This is a genomic window from Pseudomonas sp. ADPe, from assembly GCF_014843515.1.
In the GTDB taxonomy this organism is placed as follows: domain Bacteria; phylum Pseudomonadota; class Gammaproteobacteria; order Pseudomonadales; family Pseudomonadaceae; genus Pseudomonas; species Pseudomonas citronellolis.
On sequence record NZ_CP062122.1, the window covers coordinates 2,670,574 to 2,686,448 of the forward strand.

General features: G+C 68.9%; 11 protein-coding genes and 1 pseudogene. All 12 read right to left on the minus strand.

From position 1 onward, the window contains the following. Positions 1–514: 514 nt before the first annotated feature. The 12 genes and pseudogenes from IG194_RS12205 to IG194_RS12260 all read right to left on the minus strand — a co-directional run bounded on the left by IG194_RS12205 (position 515) and on the right by IG194_RS12260 (position 15,875). Positions 515–715, minus strand: coding sequence for a hypothetical protein (locus IG194_RS12205; protein WP_009614826.1), 201 nt, complete (start codon positions 713–715; stop codon positions 515–517). A gap of 121 nt (positions 716–836) precedes the next feature. Continuing rightward, positions 837–1,772 (minus strand): LysR family transcriptional regulator, encoded by a 936-nt coding sequence (locus IG194_RS12210; RefSeq protein WP_058487821.1) that lies wholly within the window; start codon positions 1,770–1,772, stop codon positions 837–839. Positions 1,773–2,127: 355 nt separating this feature from the next. Continuing rightward, positions 2,128–2,832: an NAD(P)H-dependent oxidoreductase gene (locus IG194_RS12215; RefSeq protein ID WP_058487822.1), complete on the minus strand. Its 705-nt coding sequence runs from the start codon at positions 2,830–2,832 to the stop codon at positions 2,128–2,130. 210 nt (positions 2,833–3,042) lie between these two features. Continuing rightward, positions 3,043–3,204 (minus strand): hypothetical protein, encoded by a 162-nt coding sequence (locus IG194_RS12220; RefSeq protein ID WP_156060070.1) that lies wholly within the window; start codon positions 3,202–3,204, stop codon positions 3,043–3,045. After that, the gene (locus tag IG194_RS12225) at positions 3,197–4,387 is read right to left on the minus strand and encodes a pyridoxal phosphate-dependent aminotransferase (RefSeq protein WP_058487823.1); all 1,191 of its coding nucleotides are present in this window, start codon (positions 4,385–4,387) and stop codon (positions 3,197–3,199) included. The genes IG194_RS12220 and IG194_RS12225 overlap by 8 nt, the downstream gene beginning before the upstream one ends. A 54-nt stretch (positions 4,388–4,441) precedes the next feature. Continuing rightward, positions 4,442–6,116, minus strand: a pseudogene (locus IG194_RS12230) (5-guanidino-2-oxopentanoate decarboxylase); the annotation flags it as partial. Positions 6,117–6,248: 132 nt separating this feature from the next. Continuing rightward, positions 6,249–8,339: an acetate--CoA ligase family protein gene (locus IG194_RS12235; RefSeq protein WP_058487825.1), complete on the minus strand. Its 2,091-nt coding sequence runs from the start codon at positions 8,337–8,339 to the stop codon at positions 6,249–6,251. A gap of 10 nt (positions 8,340–8,349) precedes the next feature. Further along, the gene (locus IG194_RS12240) at positions 8,350–9,510 is read right to left on the minus strand and encodes an acyl-CoA dehydrogenase family protein (RefSeq protein WP_009614819.1); all 1,161 of its coding nucleotides are present in this window, start codon (positions 9,508–9,510) and stop codon (positions 8,350–8,352) included. A gap of 17 nt (positions 9,511–9,527) precedes the next feature. After that, positions 9,528–10,316, minus strand: a complete 789-nt coding sequence (locus IG194_RS12245; protein WP_009614817.1) for an enoyl-CoA hydratase/isomerase family protein — start codon at positions 10,314–10,316, stop codon at positions 9,528–9,530. 366 nt (positions 10,317–10,682) lie between these two features. Next, positions 10,683–12,086, minus strand: coding sequence for an amino acid permease (locus IG194_RS12250; protein WP_058487826.1), 1,404 nt, complete (start codon positions 12,084–12,086; stop codon positions 10,683–10,685). 808 nt (positions 12,087–12,894) lie between these two features. Further along, positions 12,895–15,096, minus strand: coding sequence for an ATP-binding protein (locus IG194_RS12255; RefSeq protein WP_082996373.1), 2,202 nt, complete (start codon positions 15,094–15,096; stop codon positions 12,895–12,897). Further along, positions 15,093–15,875, minus strand: coding sequence for a substrate-binding periplasmic protein (locus IG194_RS12260; protein ID WP_082996372.1), 783 nt, complete (start codon positions 15,873–15,875; stop codon positions 15,093–15,095). Before IG194_RS12260 ends, IG194_RS12255 begins: the two co-directional genes overlap by 4 nt.

A 15,875-nucleotide genomic window follows, 5' to 3' on the forward strand; every position in this document is an offset into this window, starting at 1 on the left:
GCGGCCAGCCCAGGCTTGCGCGGGGAGTGGCGAACAGGTTCGGCGTCATGCGTGGCATCCATGTCCAGACAGAAGGGATTCTGCCCTGCGCAACGGCACTTCGCCAATATCGCCTCGAGCGGCCGGCGCTTTTCCACAGGCAAAAAAACGGCCGCTAAGTGCAGCGGCCGGAAAGAAGACGTCGATTGGAGCAATCGGATATCGGCGTCGGGAAGCAAGGCCAGTCGGCGTTGGAGGAACCGGCTGGCATGAGGGGCGGAAGTTCGCAGTCACCGCCCCTCGGTGACACATCAGGCTGATCGTGTCGGGCCTGCCAGGAGAGCCCGGCAGATAAAGACAAGTCTATTGACCTATCTAGTTTCGATAAAGCGCGGAGACGGCGAAAGACTTTTTCATGAAATGAAAAAATGGCCGCCCCGCCGCCGGGATAAAAAAACGCCGCACTTCGTATGCGGCGCAAGGCATTGGGAATACCGGCTCACGCTCCGGGCTTCCCGGGGGAAAGTAACGCCGATCAGGAATCGGCGTTGGACTGGGCAGCGGCCTTGCCGGCGGTACGCTCGGCGTCGGAGGCCTGCTGGGCAGCGGCGATGGCGGCCTCGTTGGCTTTCACCATCTTGTCGGTCATCAGTCGGGACTCTTCGGCGAAGCTCAGTTGCACGAAGGACAGCGAGCAAACGGACAGCAGGGCAGCAACAACAAGTTTACGGGACATGATTTTCGAACCTTTGATTGGCCCCGCTCAGTGGGGGCGATGCAAAGGTTACGACTCGGTGACAGGCGGAAAAATAGCTGGCTCACCAACAGACCATTGCCTGAAAAGCAACAATCCGTTTTCAGGCCCAGTGCGCGGGGTCGTTCATCACCTGCTCGTCGGCGTCGAAGGCCTTGGGCAGTTCTTCCTTGAGGAACTCCACCCAGGTGCGGATCTTCGCGTCGAGGAAGCGCCGCGACGGGTAGAGCGCGAAGATCTGCCGCACGTGCAGGCTGCGCTCGGGCAACACGCGCACCAGCTCGCCCTGGCACAGCGCCGGCGCAGCCACGTAGCTGGGCAGCAGGCAGATGCCCATGCCGGCGCGGGCGGCCCCGGCCAGGGCCTCGGCGACGTTGACCATGAAGGTGTCGCGCGGGCGGATCACGCTCGCCTCGTTGTCTTCCTCGAAGGCCCAGCCTTCCGGGAAGGTCGGGTCCTGCAGGCGCAGGCAGCGGTGCTCGCGCAGGTCCTCGATGGCGCGCGGGGTGCCGCGTTCGGCCAGGTAGCCGGGGCTGGCGCAGAGCACGCTGTAGATGGTGCCGAGGGTCTGGGCGACGTACTCGGAATCGGGCAGTTCGCGGTCGCGGGTGATGACCACGTCCTGGCCTTCTTCGAGGATGTCCGGCTGGCGCTGGGCCAGGGTCAGCTCGATGTAGACCTCCGGGTGCTGCTGGCAGTAGCGCGAGATCAGTGGGATGAGATGCTGCTGGCCGAGCCCGGTCAACGAGTGCACGCGCAGCCGCCCGCGCGGGCGCAGGTGCGCGCCGTTGGCCTCGGCCTCGGCTTCCTCGATGTCGAGGAGGATTTCCCGACAACGCTGCAGGTAGCGTTCGCCGGTCTCGGTCAGGGCCAGGCGCCGCGTGGTGCGGTGCAACAGGCGCGCCTGCAGGTAGGCCTCCAGGTCCGAGACCACGCGGGAGACCTGGGCGGTCGACAGGCCCAGGGCATTGGCGGCGGCGGTGAAGCTGCCGGCATCGACCACGCGGGCGAAGACCCGCATCGCATGTAAAGTGTCCACTGTTGCCCCGTCTGCAAAACTGAATCGCAGTATAGGGTCATTTTCCCGCGACAGTTGCCGGGTATAGTGGCAACCAGGTCGCTGCAGCAGCGATGGGTCCATCAGGCCCATCGTCTGGCACCCGGCACACCAGCCGCTTGCCAACACTCCCCCGCGCATACCCCGCTGCAGCGGCTGCCCTTTTCCTCCAAAGGCGCATGTCTTGATTGATGTGCGCCTTTTTTCGTTTGCAGGCGGCGCCGAGGTGCTTTCGTAGGATGGGTTGAGCTTGCGAAACCCATGCGGTCGCGGTGATGGGTATCGCTTCGCTCAACACCATCCTACGACGGTGCGCCACGGCATCGAGGCGTGCCAGTCAGCGCGGCAGCGGGTAGAGGCGTTCGTCGAACTGCGCCAGGCGCGGGAATTCCAGCGGTTGGTCGTTCTCCAGGTGCTGCAGGCGGTCCTGGTACTGGCGCAGGAAGTCCTGGCGCGCGTCGTTGCCGATGTAGGGCACGTGCCAGGCGACGAAGGGCGGCAGCACCGTCATGCCGGTGTAGGCCAGGGTGCCGCGCAGGATCGGCCGCAGCATGTCTTCCAGCGGGCCGTGGATGGCGCCTTCGCCGAACATGTGCTCGCGCCCGCCGAGGGTGACGGTGACCAGCGCCTTCTTGCCGGCCAGGCCGCCCTGGTCGTAGAAGCGCTTGCCGCCGTAGCAGATACCCGAGACCAGCACGCGGTCGAACCAGCCCTTGAGGATGGCCGGGGCGGAGAACCAGTAGATCGGGAAGTTGAAGATCACCAGGTCCGCCCAGAGCAGCTTGTCCAGCTCGGCCTGGATGTCGGCGGCGATGGTCTGGTGCTTGGCGCCTTCGCGCTGTTCCAGGGCGTAGACCAGGTAGTCCGGGTTGGCGCGCGCGCCGAAGTCGGCGGCGCTGGCTACCGGGTTCCAGTTCATCGCGTAGAGGTCGGAGACCTGTACTTCGTGGCCCTGGCCCTTGAGGGTTTCTTCGGCCAGCTTGTACAGCGCGGTGCTGAAGGATTGCGGTTCGTTGTGGGCGTGGATGATCAGTACGTTCATGTGGATTCCTGGCTAGAAAAGCGCTACTTGACGGATTGGCGTACTGGCTCAGCACCCTCTCCCCAGCCCTCGGCTGCGCGCCCCGCCCTGAAGGGAGAGGGGGCGTTCGTGTTCATCCTGCAGCGCCCTCTCCCGCCGGTAGCACCGAAGCGCTCTTGCCCCCTCTCCCGCTTGCGGGAGAGGGCTGGGGAGAGGATGCTCTTCAGGCGTTCAGAGTTGAATGGCCTTGTGTTCGACGAACTCCGCCAGACCTTCCTCGCCCCACTCGCGGCCGATGGTCTGCTCGGTGGCCGGGTTCTGCACCTCGGCCAGGCCCTGCCCTTGCGGCGCCACCCAGGCGCCGTCGATGTACAGCCGCAGGCGGTCATGCATAGCGTTTCTCCTTGAGCAGTTCGGCGGCGCACAGGGCGATGCGCCGGCAGGCTTCGCGCAGCGGCTCGGCGCCGAGCACCAGGCCCAGGCGGATATGCCCGGCGGCGCTGGGGCCGAAGGCTTCACCGGCCAGCACCGAGACGCCGTGGCGGTCCAGCAGCAGGTCGGCGAAGTCCTGGGCGGAGAGGCCGGTGGGACGGATGTCGACCATCACGAACATGCCGCCGTCCGGGCGCAGCGCGCGCAGGCCGACGCAATCGGCCAGACAGTCGAGGACCAGGTCGCGGCGCTGGCGGTAGGCCTCGCGCATGGCTTCCAGCTCCGGCAACTGGGCTTCCAGCGCGGTGCAGGCGGCGTCCTGGACGAAGTCCGGCGAGCCGTAGAGCATGCACAGCGCGAGGTTTTCCAGGTGCGCGCAAAGGTCCTGCGGACCGACCACCCAGCCCACCCGCCAGCCGCTCATGGCGTGGGACTTGGACAGGCTGTTGAGGGTCGCGGTGCGCTCGGCCATGCCCGGCAGGCTGGCCGGGCTGATGTGCTCACCGTCGAAGATCAGCTCGCTGTAGACCTCGTCGGAAATCATCCACAGGTCGTGTTCGATACACAGCCGCGACAGGGCTTCCCAGGTGGCCCGCGGCAGGCTGGCGCCGGAGGGGTTGTGCGGGCTGTTGATGGCGATGGCGCGGGTGCGCGGCGTGACCAGCCTGGCCACGTCCTCGGCCTGCACGCGGAAGCCGTGCTCGGAGCGCACCGACACCGGCACCACCTTGGCCCCGCAGGCGCCGAACACCGCCTCGTAGGTGACGTACATGGGCTCGGCGACTATCACCTCGTCGCCCGGGTTGAGCAGGCACTGCGCCACGGCGTAGAGCGCGCACTGCGCGCCGGCCAGCACCACCACATTGTTCGCATCCACCGCTTGGCCGCTGCGTTGCGTGTGGCGGCTGGCGATGGCCTCGCGCAGGTTGCGCTTGCCGCGCACGTCGGAGTAGTGGGTGTTGCCGGCCAGCAGGCTGTCGATGGCCGACTGCACGATGGGCGCCGGGGTGTCGAAGTCGGGGTCGCCCACCGACAGCAGCAGGATGTCGTCGCCCTGCTCCAGGCGCGCCAGGGCGCGGTAGTGGATGTCCCAGGCGGCGGCGCCGGGGCCTGCGATGCGTTGGGTGAGGTTCGAGAAGCGCATGACGGGGAGTCCTTCAATGCGCCGGGGCCTGCGCCCCGGCGGGTGCAACGGGGCCTACTTCGCGCAGGCGTGTTTCAGTTCGACCAGGGTCACGCCGGGGTGGGCGAAGCCTTCGCGCAGGTCACGCTCCAGCTCGTCCAGGCTCTGCGGCTGGCGCATCTCGCAGCCGTAGGCGCGGCCGAGCAGGGCGAAGTCCGGGTTGCGCGGCAGCACGCCGACCGGCTCGATGTCCAGGCCGAGCATGTCGTCGCGGATCTGCCCGAGGGCGTCGTTGTTCCACAGCAGCACCACCAGCGGGCTGTCCAGCTCCTCGGTGGCGGTGGCCAGTTCCTGGGCGGTGTAGAGGAAGCCGCCGTCGCCCACCAGCACCAGGCCGGGGCGCTGCGGCGCGCCGAACTTGGCGCCGATGCCGGCCGGCACGCCGTAGCCGAGGGTGCCGTAGCCGGTGGGGTGCAGCCAGCCGCGCGGCGCCTGGCTGGGGTACAGGTAGTTGGCAGTGTAGGCCAGCTGGGTCATGTCGCTGGCGATGAAGGCGTTGGCCGGCAGCACCTTGGCGATGCGTTCGAGGATCGCCTTGTGGATAAGCTGCAGCGGCGCATGGGCGCTGTCGATCGCCTGGCGCAGCTGCGCGACGCGGCCGCTGGCGCTGGCGGCGTCGCGGGCGGCGGCCGGCAGCGCGGCGAGCAGCGCTTCGGCGGTGGCTTTCGAATCGCCCAGCAGGGCCACGGCGCTGGGGTAGAAGTCGTTGAACTTGCGCGAGTCGAGGTCGACGCGGATCAGCTCGCCGCCCAGCGGCAGGCGCTCGCGCCAGTAGTCGGTGTCGGCCATCTCGGTGCCGATGGCCAGCACCACGTCGGCCTCGGCGATCATGTCCCAGCCGGCCTGGGTGCACAGGGTGGCGCCGGCGGCCAGCGGCGCTTCCGGGGCCAGCAGGCCCTTGCCGGCGACGCTGGTGAACAGCGGCGCGGCCAGGCGCTCGCTGAGCGCGGCCAGGGCGTCGGCGGCGTGCAACGCGCCGCCGCCGGCGATGATCATCGGGCGCTTGGCCGCGGCGAGTTTATCCACAGCCTGGCGCAGCGCATCGGCGGCGGGTTGGCCACGGCCGGCGCGGCGCACCACTTCGGTGGTCCAATCGTGGGCGATGGGCGCGGCGAGCACGTCCAGCGGCACCGAGATGTGCACCGGGCGCGGGCGCTCGCTGTCGAACACGGCGTAGGCGCGGGCGATCAGCTCGGGCAGGTCTTCCGGGGTCAAGGCGACCGCCGAGAACGCGGTGATCGGCGCGGTCATGGCGCGCTGGTCCTGGGTCTCGTGCAGGCAGCCCCAGCCCTTGCCGAGGCTGGCGGTGTGGTTGACGCTGGAGATCACCAGCAGCGGCACCGAGTCGGCATAGGCCTGGCCGATGGCGGTGGCGGCGTTGGTCACGCCGGGGCCGGTAATGATGAAGGCCACGCCGGGCTTGCCGCTGACGCGGGCGTAGCCGTCGGCCATGAAGCCGGCGCCCTGCTCGTGGCGGGTGAGCACATGGCGGATGCCGCTGCCGGGCAGGCCGCGGTATAGCTCCAGGGTGTGCACGCCGGGGATGCCGAACACGGTGTCGACGCCGTAGTTGGCCAGCAGGCGGACCAGGGCCTGGCCGCCGGTGAGGGTCTTCTGTTGTTGCATGGGCAAATCCTCGTCTGTCCGGCGACGCGTGTGATCGCCGTTCGCGCCGTAGCGCTCTTGCCCCCTCTCCCGCTTGCGGGAGAGGGCTGGGGAGAGGGGCTCTTCGCCGGCCGCATCGGTGCGTCGGCCCGCCACCCTCTCCCCCAGCCCCTCTCCCTGAAGGGAGAGGGGAGCGTTCGTGTTCCCCTTCAGGTCCTCAGGCGTCGGCCAGCCGTATGAGCGCATCCACCGCCACGGCGCCTTCGGCGTTCACCAGCAGCGGGTTGACGTCCAGTTCCAGCAGGCTGTCGGCGTGCTCGCAGGCGTAGTCGGCCACCGCGCGGATGGCGTCCACCAGCTTGTCCATGTCCACCGCCGGGCGGCCGCGGAAGCCGCTGAGCAGCGGCGCGCTGCGCAGGCCCAGGAGGGCGTCGCGGATGGCCGCGTCGGTGGTAGGCAGCAGCAGGCTGCGGCTGTCCTTGAGCAGCTCGACGAGGATGCCGCCGGCGCCCAGCACCAGGGCCAGGCCGAAGCCGACCTCGCGCTTGATGCCGACGATCAGCTCGGCCAGCGGCGGGCTGGCCATGCGTTCCAGCAGCACCTTGTCGAAAGCCACGCCGGGGGCGTGCTTCGCCAGGTTCTCGCGCATGTCGAACAGCGCCGCTTCCAGGGCCGCCTCGTTGCGCAGGTTCAGCGCCACGCCGCCGGCCTCGGTCTTGTGCGGCAGCTCGGCGCTGACCGCCTTGAGCACCAGCGGATAGCCCAGGTCGGCGGCGGCCTCGCGGGCCTGGCCGGGGGTGCTGAGCACGGCGGCCGGCAGCGGCAGGCCGAAGGATTTCAGCGCCTGCTTGGACTGCCACTCGTCGAGCAGCCGGCCCTGGCCGTCGATGGCCTGCGGGCACAGCGGCACCAGCGCCGCTTCACCGCGCGCCAGCAACGCGTCGCGGCGCTGGCGGTAGTGGGCGATGCGGCCCCAGGCGGCGAGGCCATCTTCCACACCCTGCAACGCCGCCACGCCGTGGCCGTGCAGCAGTTCGCGGGCGTGGGCCGGCAGCAGTTCGGGCAGCGCCGAGGCGATGAAGCCGACCTTGTCGTGGCGTTTCAGCGCCGCACAGTAGAGTTCCAGCAGCAGGTCGCACTGCGGACGTTCGCCGGTTTCCTCGCCGGGGTAGTCGAGTACCAGCAACGCAGCGTCGGCCGGCGTGCGCAGGGCGCTGTCGAGCATCCGCTCCAGCGCCGGGCCGTCGCCCCAGATGGCGGTGGTGAAGTCCAGCGGGTTGGCGATGTTGGCGTAGTCCGGCAGCACCTGGGCCAGTTCGGCGCGCTGCGCGTCGACCAGCCTGGGCAACGGCAGGCCGTTGCGTTCGGCGTAGTCGGCGATCAGCCCGGCGTCGCCGCCGGAGCAGGCCAGCGCGGCCAGGCTCGGGCCGGCCGGCAGGTTGCCGCAGGCGGCGGCCTTGAGGGTTTCGATGAAGCTCACCGGGCCACTGACGCGGATCACCCCGAGGCGGTCGAAGAGCGCGTCGTACAGCGCGTCGGAGCCGGCCAGCGAGCTGGTGTGGCTGAGCGCCAGTTCCGCGCCGATCTGCGATACGCCAGTCTTCAGCGCGATCACCGGGATGCCTTTCTGCAGCGCCTTGTAGGCGGCGCGGGCGAAGCCGGGGACGTTCTTCAGGCCTTCCAGGTGCAGGCCGATGGCGGTGACGCGCGGCTCGTCGAGCAGCACGTCCATCAGCTCGGCCACGCCCAGCTGGGCCTGGTTGCCCACCGAGGCCATGTAAGCGATCGGCAGCGAGCGGTCGCTCATCGACAGGTTGTAGGCGAAGTTGCCGCTCTGCGTCAGCACCGCCACGCCCTTCTCGACGATGTGCCCGCCGTGGGCCACCGGCCACAGCGCGGCGCCGTGCAGGTAGTCGAGCAGGCCGTAGCAGTTGGGACCGAGCAGGGCCATGTCGCCGGCCACATCGAGCAGGCGCTGTTGCAGGGCCTGGCCCTCGGAGCCGGTTTCGGCGAAGCCGGAGGCGTAGCAGATGGCGCCGCCGGCGCCCTTGGCGGCCAACTCCGCGACCGCGTTCAGGGTCAGGTCGCGGTTGGTGGCGACGAACACCGCGTCCGGGCCTTCGGGCAGCTCGGCGATGCCGCGCACGCAGGGCACGCCTTCGAGTTCGTCGTATTGCGGGTTGACCAGCCACAGCGGCCCGGCGAAACCGCCCTCGGCGCAGCGCTTGAGCGCGCGGGCCATGCTGCGGCCGCCGATGAAGGCCAGGTGACGGGGCGCCAGCAGGCGCTTGAGGTTTTCGCGTTGCATGGTCCGGACCTCAGCGCAGCAGCGGCCGCAGCAGTTCGCGGGAGATGATGTGGCGCTGGATTTCCGAGGTGCCTTCCCAGATGCGCTCGATGCGCGCGTTGCGCCAGATGCGTTCCACCGGGCCTTCGTCCATCAGGCCCATGCCGCCGAAGATCTGCACGGTCTCGTCGGCGACCTTGCCGAGCACTTCGCTGGCGAACAGCTTGGCCATGCCGGCCTCGCCGTCGGTCATGCTGCCCTGGTCCATCTTCCACGCGGTGTGCAGGGTCATCAGCTCGGCGGCGCGGATCTGCGTGGCCATGTCGGCCAGCTTGAAGGAAATGCCCTGGTAGCTGCCGATGGCCTGGCCGAACTGCTTGCGGTCGGCCGACCACTGCAGGGCCAGGTCCATGGCGCGCTGGGCCTGGCCGACGCAGTTGGCGGCGACCATCACGCGGCCGGCGGTGAGCCAGGCGTTGGCCACTTCCCAGCCCTTGTCGACTTCGCCGAGGACCTTGGAGGCCGGCACGCGGCAGTCGTCGAAGAAGATTTCGTAGGTGTGGTAGCCCTTGTTGCTGACGCATTTCGGGCCGCGGCGCACGGTCATGCCGGCGGTGCCCTTGTCGACCAGGAAGGCGGTCACGGCGTTGCGCTTCTTGCCGTTGCGCTCGTAGCTGTCGGTGACGGCGAAGACGATGGCGAAGTCGGCGTGCCCGGCGTGGCTGATGAAGTGCTTGGCGCCGTTGATGACGAAGTCGTCGCCGTCGCGCACGGCGCGGGTCTTGATCGAGTTGGCGTCGGAGCCGGCGCCCGGCTCGGTGAGGGCGAAGCAGTCGATCTTCTCGCCGTTCACGCAGGGCAGCAGGTAGTCCTGCACCTGTTGGTCCTTGCAGGCCATGAGGATTTTCGAGGGCCGCGCGACGAACACGTGCAGCGCCCAGGAGACCTTGGACAGCTCGCGCTCGACCAGCGCCTGGGACAGGTAGTCTAGGCCGCCGCCGCCGACTTCCTCGGGCATGTTGAAGGCGTAGAAGCCGGCGGCCAGCGCCTTGCCGCGAATCTGCGCGGCGAGCTCCGGCGACACCGCGTCGGCGCGGTCGACTTCTTCCTCGTGGGGCAGCAGCTCTTTCTCGACGAAGGCCTTGACCGCCTCGACGAGCATTTCCTGTTCCTGGGTCAGTTTGAAATCCATGGGGAATACCTCGCCGCTCAACGGCCTTGGAATTGGGGGGAGCGTTTCTCGGCCACGGCGCGCAGGGCTTCGGCGGCGTCCTCGCTGCGGCCGCAGAGCAGCCCGGCGGCCTGCTCGGCCTCCAGTTGCTGGGCCAGCGTGCGGTTGGCGCCATCGCGGATCAGGCGCTTGGTCTGGGCGAAGGCGAAGGTCGGGCCGGCGGCCAGGCGCGCGGCGAATTCGCCGACCCGGGCCTGCAGCTGATCATCGGCGACCACTTCGCCGACCAGGCCGGCGTTCAGCGCGCGCTCGGCGTTCCACAGTTCGTCGAGGAACAGCAGGCGCTTGGCCGCTTCGCTGCCGATCAGCCGCGGCAGGTGCCAGCTGGCGCCGGCATCCGGGCAGTAGGCCATGCCGGTGTAGCCGGCCTTGAAGCGCGCCGAGGCGCCGGCGATGCGGAAGTCGCAGCACAGGGTGAGGTCCATCCCGGCGCCGACGGCGGTACCGTTGATGGCGGCGATGGTCGGCTTGTCCAGGCCGTGCAGGCGGCTCATCAGGGCGTGGGCGGTCTCGGTCCAGCCGTAGGTCTCCAGCTCGCCGCGGGCTTCCGCCTCGGCCCATTCGGCGAGGTCGGCGCCGGCGCAGAAGCTGCGGCCCTCGCCGGTCAGCACGATGACGCGCACGGCCGGGTCGACGGCGTAGTCATCGAGCAGCGCGTGCAGGTTCTTCAGCGTGGGAACGTCCAGCGCGTTGCGCTGTTCGGGGCGGTTCAGGGTGATCCAGGCGATGCCGTCCTGGACCCGGCTGAGCGGGGATGCGTGAGTCATGCTGGCCTCGTTGTTGTTGTCGCATGAGGGCGGTGTTGGCCACCATACTAAACAAGTGTTCAACAAGACGGCAATGCACCCGTTCGGGGGGCTTGTAACGCCCCGCCGGACGGCGGGAAGGCCACGTGGTGCGGGGGCTGTGGGCATTCGGAAGGGTTTTCCCCGGGACCTTGTTACAACTTCGCACAAACGGCCCTGCGGGCCTTCGCGGACGAAGTCTCCTACGGTTCCAGGAAGCACGGCTTTTCGTAGGATGGGTTGAGCTTGCGAAACCCATGCGGTTGCGGTGATGGGTATCGCTTCGCTCAACGCCATCCTACGAAAGGCCGAAAAGCGAAAAGCCCCGCGGGGCGGGGCTTCGTGGGTTCAGCCGATGCTCGGCACCGCCTCGCTGACCACCTGCGGGCGCTTGCGCTTGAGCACGTAGTAGGCCAGGTAGCAGGCGGCGATGAAGCCGAAGCCCCAGTACAGCGACGGGCGCTGGGTCGGGTCCAGGGCCAGGAACACGAACAGCGTGCAGCAGATGGCAATGCAGGCCAGGGGGATCAGCGGGAACAGCGGCGCGGCGTATTTCAGGTCGGCCACCGTGCCGCCCTTGGCCATGTGTTCGCGGCGGAAGCGGTACTGGGCGTAGGCGATGACGATCCAGGTCACGGTGCCGGACATGCCGCTCACCGCCATCAGCACCATGAACAGGGTGTCGGCGGCGACCACGCTGGTCAGCAGCGAGAGCAGGGCGAAGGCCAGGCTGATCAGCAACGCGTACAGCGGCACGCCGCGGGAACTGAGCTTGGACAGGCCCTTGGGCGCCATGCCGGTCTTGGACATGGCCCAGAGGATGCGGGTGGAGGCGTACAGCCCGGAATTGCCCACCGAGAGGATCGCGGTGAGGATCACGAAGTTCATCAGGTCCGCCGCGTAGGGGATGCCAACCATGTCGAACACCTGCACGAACGGGCTTTCCACCAGCCCGGCCTGCTGCCAGGGGACGATGGCGGCCAGCACGATGATCGCCAGCACGTAGAAGATCAGCACGCGGAACACCACGTTGCGCACGGCGCGGGGGATGCTCTTCTCCGGCTGGTCGGTCTCGCCGGCGGCCACGCCCATGATCTCGCAGCCCTGGAAGGCGTAGACCACCGTCATCATCACCGCGAACACTGCCGACAGGCCATTGGGGAACAGGCTGTCGCCGACCAGGTTGTTGAGCATCGGGGCGGGCGCGCCGTCGTTGAGGTGGATGCCGCCGAAGATCACCAGCACGCCGACGATGATGAAGGCGAGGATGGCCGCCACCTTGATCCCGGCGAACCAGTATTCGGCCTCGCCGAAGGCGCGGGTGGCCAGGGCGTTGAGGGAGAACAGCACGACCACGAAGAAGCCCGACCAGAGCCAGATCGGCACCTCTGGGAACCAGCGCGTCATCAGCATGCCGGCGGCGGTGAACTCCAGGCCGACGGTGGAGGCCCAGCTCATCCAGTACACCCAGCCGATCATGAACCCGGTGGCCGGGCCGATGAAGCGCGTGGCGTGGGCCTGGAAGGAGCCGGAGACGGGCATCTGCACCGACAGCTCGCCCAGGCAGACCATCACCAGGTACATCAACAGCCCGGCCACCAGGTAGGCCAGCACGGCGCCGGCCGGGCCGCCCTGGTTGATGGTGACGCCGGCGCCCATGAACAGCCCGGTGCCGATCACCCCGCCGAGGGACAGCATGAAGATGTGGCGGCTCTTGAGCGCGCGGGTGAGCTGGATCTTCGAATCAGACATGGCGCACCTCCGGCAAACGGCGGGCGCGGCGAAGCGGAACTCTACGTTGGATCATTGTTGTTATCTCCAATCAGTCAGAGGCCGTGGCTCGGGGCACGGATACCGCCGGATTATTCGAAGGTGATGTAAGGTCGCGTTGAACGGCGGGATCGAAGATGTAAAAAGCTGTAAGGAATTTGTAGCGGGCTAGTCCCCACGCCCTCGGGATAACGTCCGGCTAACTCCGAAACATCCAAGCCTGCCGAACGGCCCCCTCGCCCTTCAGGGCGGGGCGCGCAGCCGAGGGCTGGGGAGAGGGGACGGAGTCAGCCGAACGCACGGAGTTCATCTGGGAGCCCGCAACCCTCTCCCTAACCCTCTCCCTGAAGGGAGAGGGGACTGTCCGTGCCTGCTGTATGCGCGTGCCTCCCTGCTGGGTCTGCGCATTCTGTGCCTTTCGTAGGAGCGAGCTTGCTCGCGAACCGCATGGCACCGCAGCCGCCGGGAGATTCGTTCGCGAGCAAAGGAATTTGTAGCGGGGGCTTTTCGGACGCATCGGCTGACGCCGAAACGTCCAAGCCTGCCGTGCGGCCCCCTCTCCCCTCAGGGAGAGGGCTGGGGAGAGGGGACGGAGTCAGCCGAACGCACGGAGTTCATCTGGGAGCCCGCAACCCTCTCCCTGAAGGGAGAGGGGACCGTCCGTGCCTGCTGTATGCGCGTGCCTCCCTGCTGGATCTGCGCATTCTGTGCTTTTCGTAGGAGCGAGCTTGCTCGCGAACCGCATGGCACCGCAGCCGCCGGGGGGATCCGTTCGCGAGCAAGCTCGCTCCTACAGGAGGTGCGGCCTGGCGGCGTGGAGTTGCGTGTCGAGCCTTTCGGCCCAGGCTTGCAGGGGCTCGCCGGCCAGCGCCGCTTCTTCCAAGCCGTGCAGGCATTCGCCGAGCCCGCGCAGGCCCATCGAGTGGCAACTGCCCGCCAGGCGGTGGGCCAGGCCGGCGGCCTCGCTGGCGTCGCCGGCGCGGATGGCTTCGTGGAGCAGCGGCAGTTGCTGCGCCAGCAGCTCGCGCAGCACGCCGAGCAGTTCCTTTACCCGGTGCTCGCCCAGCAGTTCACGGTGGGTCGCCAGCACCTGTTCGTCGATCACCCCATCCACCCCACGCCCGGCCAAAGGCGCGTGTAGGCTGGCCAGCGCACGGCGCAAATCATCGACCCGCAACGGCTTGGCCAGCACACCTTGCATGCCGGCTTCGAAGTAGGTGCGCACCAGCGCCGGCTGCACGCTGGCGGTGAAGGCGAGGATCGGCGTTTCCCGGTTGCGCCCGCCCTCCTGGCCGCGGATCGCCCGGCACAGTTCGATGCCGCCCAGACCGGGCAGGTGCATGTCCAGCAGGATCAGGTCGAAGGCCTGCTCGCGACAGGCGACCAGCGCCGGTTCGGCATCCTCGGCCAGGCGCACGGCGTGACCGTCGCGCTCCAGCAGCCCCCGGGCCACTTCGCGATTGAGCGGCACGTCCTCCACCAGCAGCACGCTCAGGGCACGTTCGCTGCGCGGGGCCGCCTGCGGTTCCACCACGGGAGCCAGCGCGGCTTGCAGCTCAACCTCGAACCAGAAGGTGCTGCCCTGCCCTTCCCGGCTGCGCACGCCGATGCGCCCGCCCATGGCTTCCACCAGGCGCTTGCTGATGGCCAGGCCCAGGCCGCTGCCGCCGTAGCGGCGGGTGACTTCCTCGCTGGCCTGGGTGAAGCGTTCGAAGATGCGCGCCTGCACCGCCTCGGGAATGCCGATGCCGTCGTCGACCACGGCGAAGCGCAGGCGCTGGCCTTCGCCCTGCTGCGCCAGCAGTTCCACCTCCACGCGCACTTCGCCGCCCTCGGTGAACTTCACCGCGTTGGCCACCAGGTTGCTCAGCACCTGGCGGAGGAACTGCTCGGCGCCGCGGCAACGGCGGCACACGTCGTCGTCCAGGTGCAGCGACAGGCGCGTGGCGTTGGCCGCCGCGCGGGGTTCCAGCAGGGTCAGCACCTCGTCGAGCAGCTCGCCGAGTTCGAAGTCCACCGGCTCCGGCAGGCTGGCGCCGTCCTCCAGCTTGGCGAAGTGCAGCACTTCGTTGAGCACTGCCAGCAGGCCCTCGCCGGCCTTGTGCAGGGCGTGCAGGCGCTTGCGTTCCAGCTCGCCCAGGGGCGCGTCGCGCAGCAGTTCGGCCATGCCGAGGATGCCGTTGAGCGGGGTGCGGATTTCGTGGCTCATGGTGGCCAGGAAGCGGCTTTTCGCCTCGTTGGCCGCCTCGGCCTCGTCCTTGGCCCGGCGCAGGCTGGCGGTGCGCCGCTCGACCTGGCGCTGCAGTTCGTCGCGCTCTTCGCGCAGGGCCTGGCGCATGTCGTCCAGGGAATGGGCCACGGTGTCGAGTTCGTCGTCTTCGGCGCGGATGCGCTTGTCCAGGCGCAGCGGCTGTTGCAGGTCGCCGCCGGCCATGCGCCCGGCGAACTCGGCCATGCGCTCCAGGTGGCGCGTCACCAGCTTGTGGAACAGCCAGCTCAGGGCCACCGCCAGGCCGCAGAGGAACAGGCCCATCCACAGCAGGTTGCTCAGCCCGCCGTGCCACAGGCGGCGGTACACGGCGCCCTGGTCGATGGCCACGGCCAGCTCGCCGAGGGCGCGCAGCTCGCCGTCCGGCGGCTGGTAGCTGAGCGGGAAGTGCTCGACGCGCAACGGGCCGGGAGCCTGGATGTCGCCCTGGATCAGGTTGAAGTCGGCGCTGGCGAGGCTGGCCCAGGCGATGTCGGGGAAGTCCACCAGGCCGTGCAGCTGCACGTTGAGCTGGGCCTGGTTGAGGTCCCACAGGCTGCGCTCGAAGCTGGCCAGGTAGCCGCTGCGGATCAGTTCCAGACGGGTTTCGATGTCGCGCATCTCGCGGCGGTATTCCAGGTACAGCTGCAGCGCGCCGGCCAGCAGGGTGAAGCACAGGCTGAAGCCCAGCACCCGCAGCAGCAGGCGCCGCGCCAGCGGGCCGGGGGCGCGCAGGGCCTTCACGGCGTGGCTCCAGCGGCGAGCATGGCGCGGTAGTCGCGCTCGCTCTCATCCAGCCAGCGCGCCAGGCTGCCGTCGGCCTGCAGGCGTTGCAGGGCCTTGTCGATCTCGCCCAGGCGCGCCTGCAACGGCGAGTGCCGCGACACCGCCAGGCGCAGGTAGTCCACGGTGATCGGTTGCGGCGCGTCCACTATGTCCGCGCCGCCGGGCAGGCGCTCGACCAGCAGCCGCCCGGTGCGCCGCTCGTAGGGGATGAAGTCGATGCGCTGGCGGATCAGCTTGCCGAAGTTCTGCGTGCTGTCGGAGACGTACTCGATGTTGTCGTGGCTGGCGACGAAGCGGTCGAACGCGGCGCCGTAGCTCTCGCCGAAGAGCAGGCCGCCGCGGTAGCGGGAGAGGTCGTCCAGCGTCTGGAAGCGCACCGGCTTGCGGCGGTTGTAGAACAGCGCCACTTCCTCGCGCAGCACCGGCGCCTCGGCGAAGGCCAGGCCCTGGTCGCGCTGCGCCGTGCGGTAGGCCAGCACCACGTCGACGCGCCCGGCGGCGGCGTCCATCAGGCAGCGTTTCCAGTTGCCCAGCACCACCACCTGCACGTCGTAGCCGAGCCCGCCGAGCACGCGCTTCACCACCTGCGGCGCCAGCCCGCGCACTTCATGACCATCGCTCCAGGACACCGGCGGGTACACCGGATAGTCGCAGTAGCGCACGCGCTCGGCGGCCGGCGCCAGGCCGCCCCGGGCCAGGACGAGCAGCGCCAGGGCGAGCAGGGCCAGCCAGCGCAC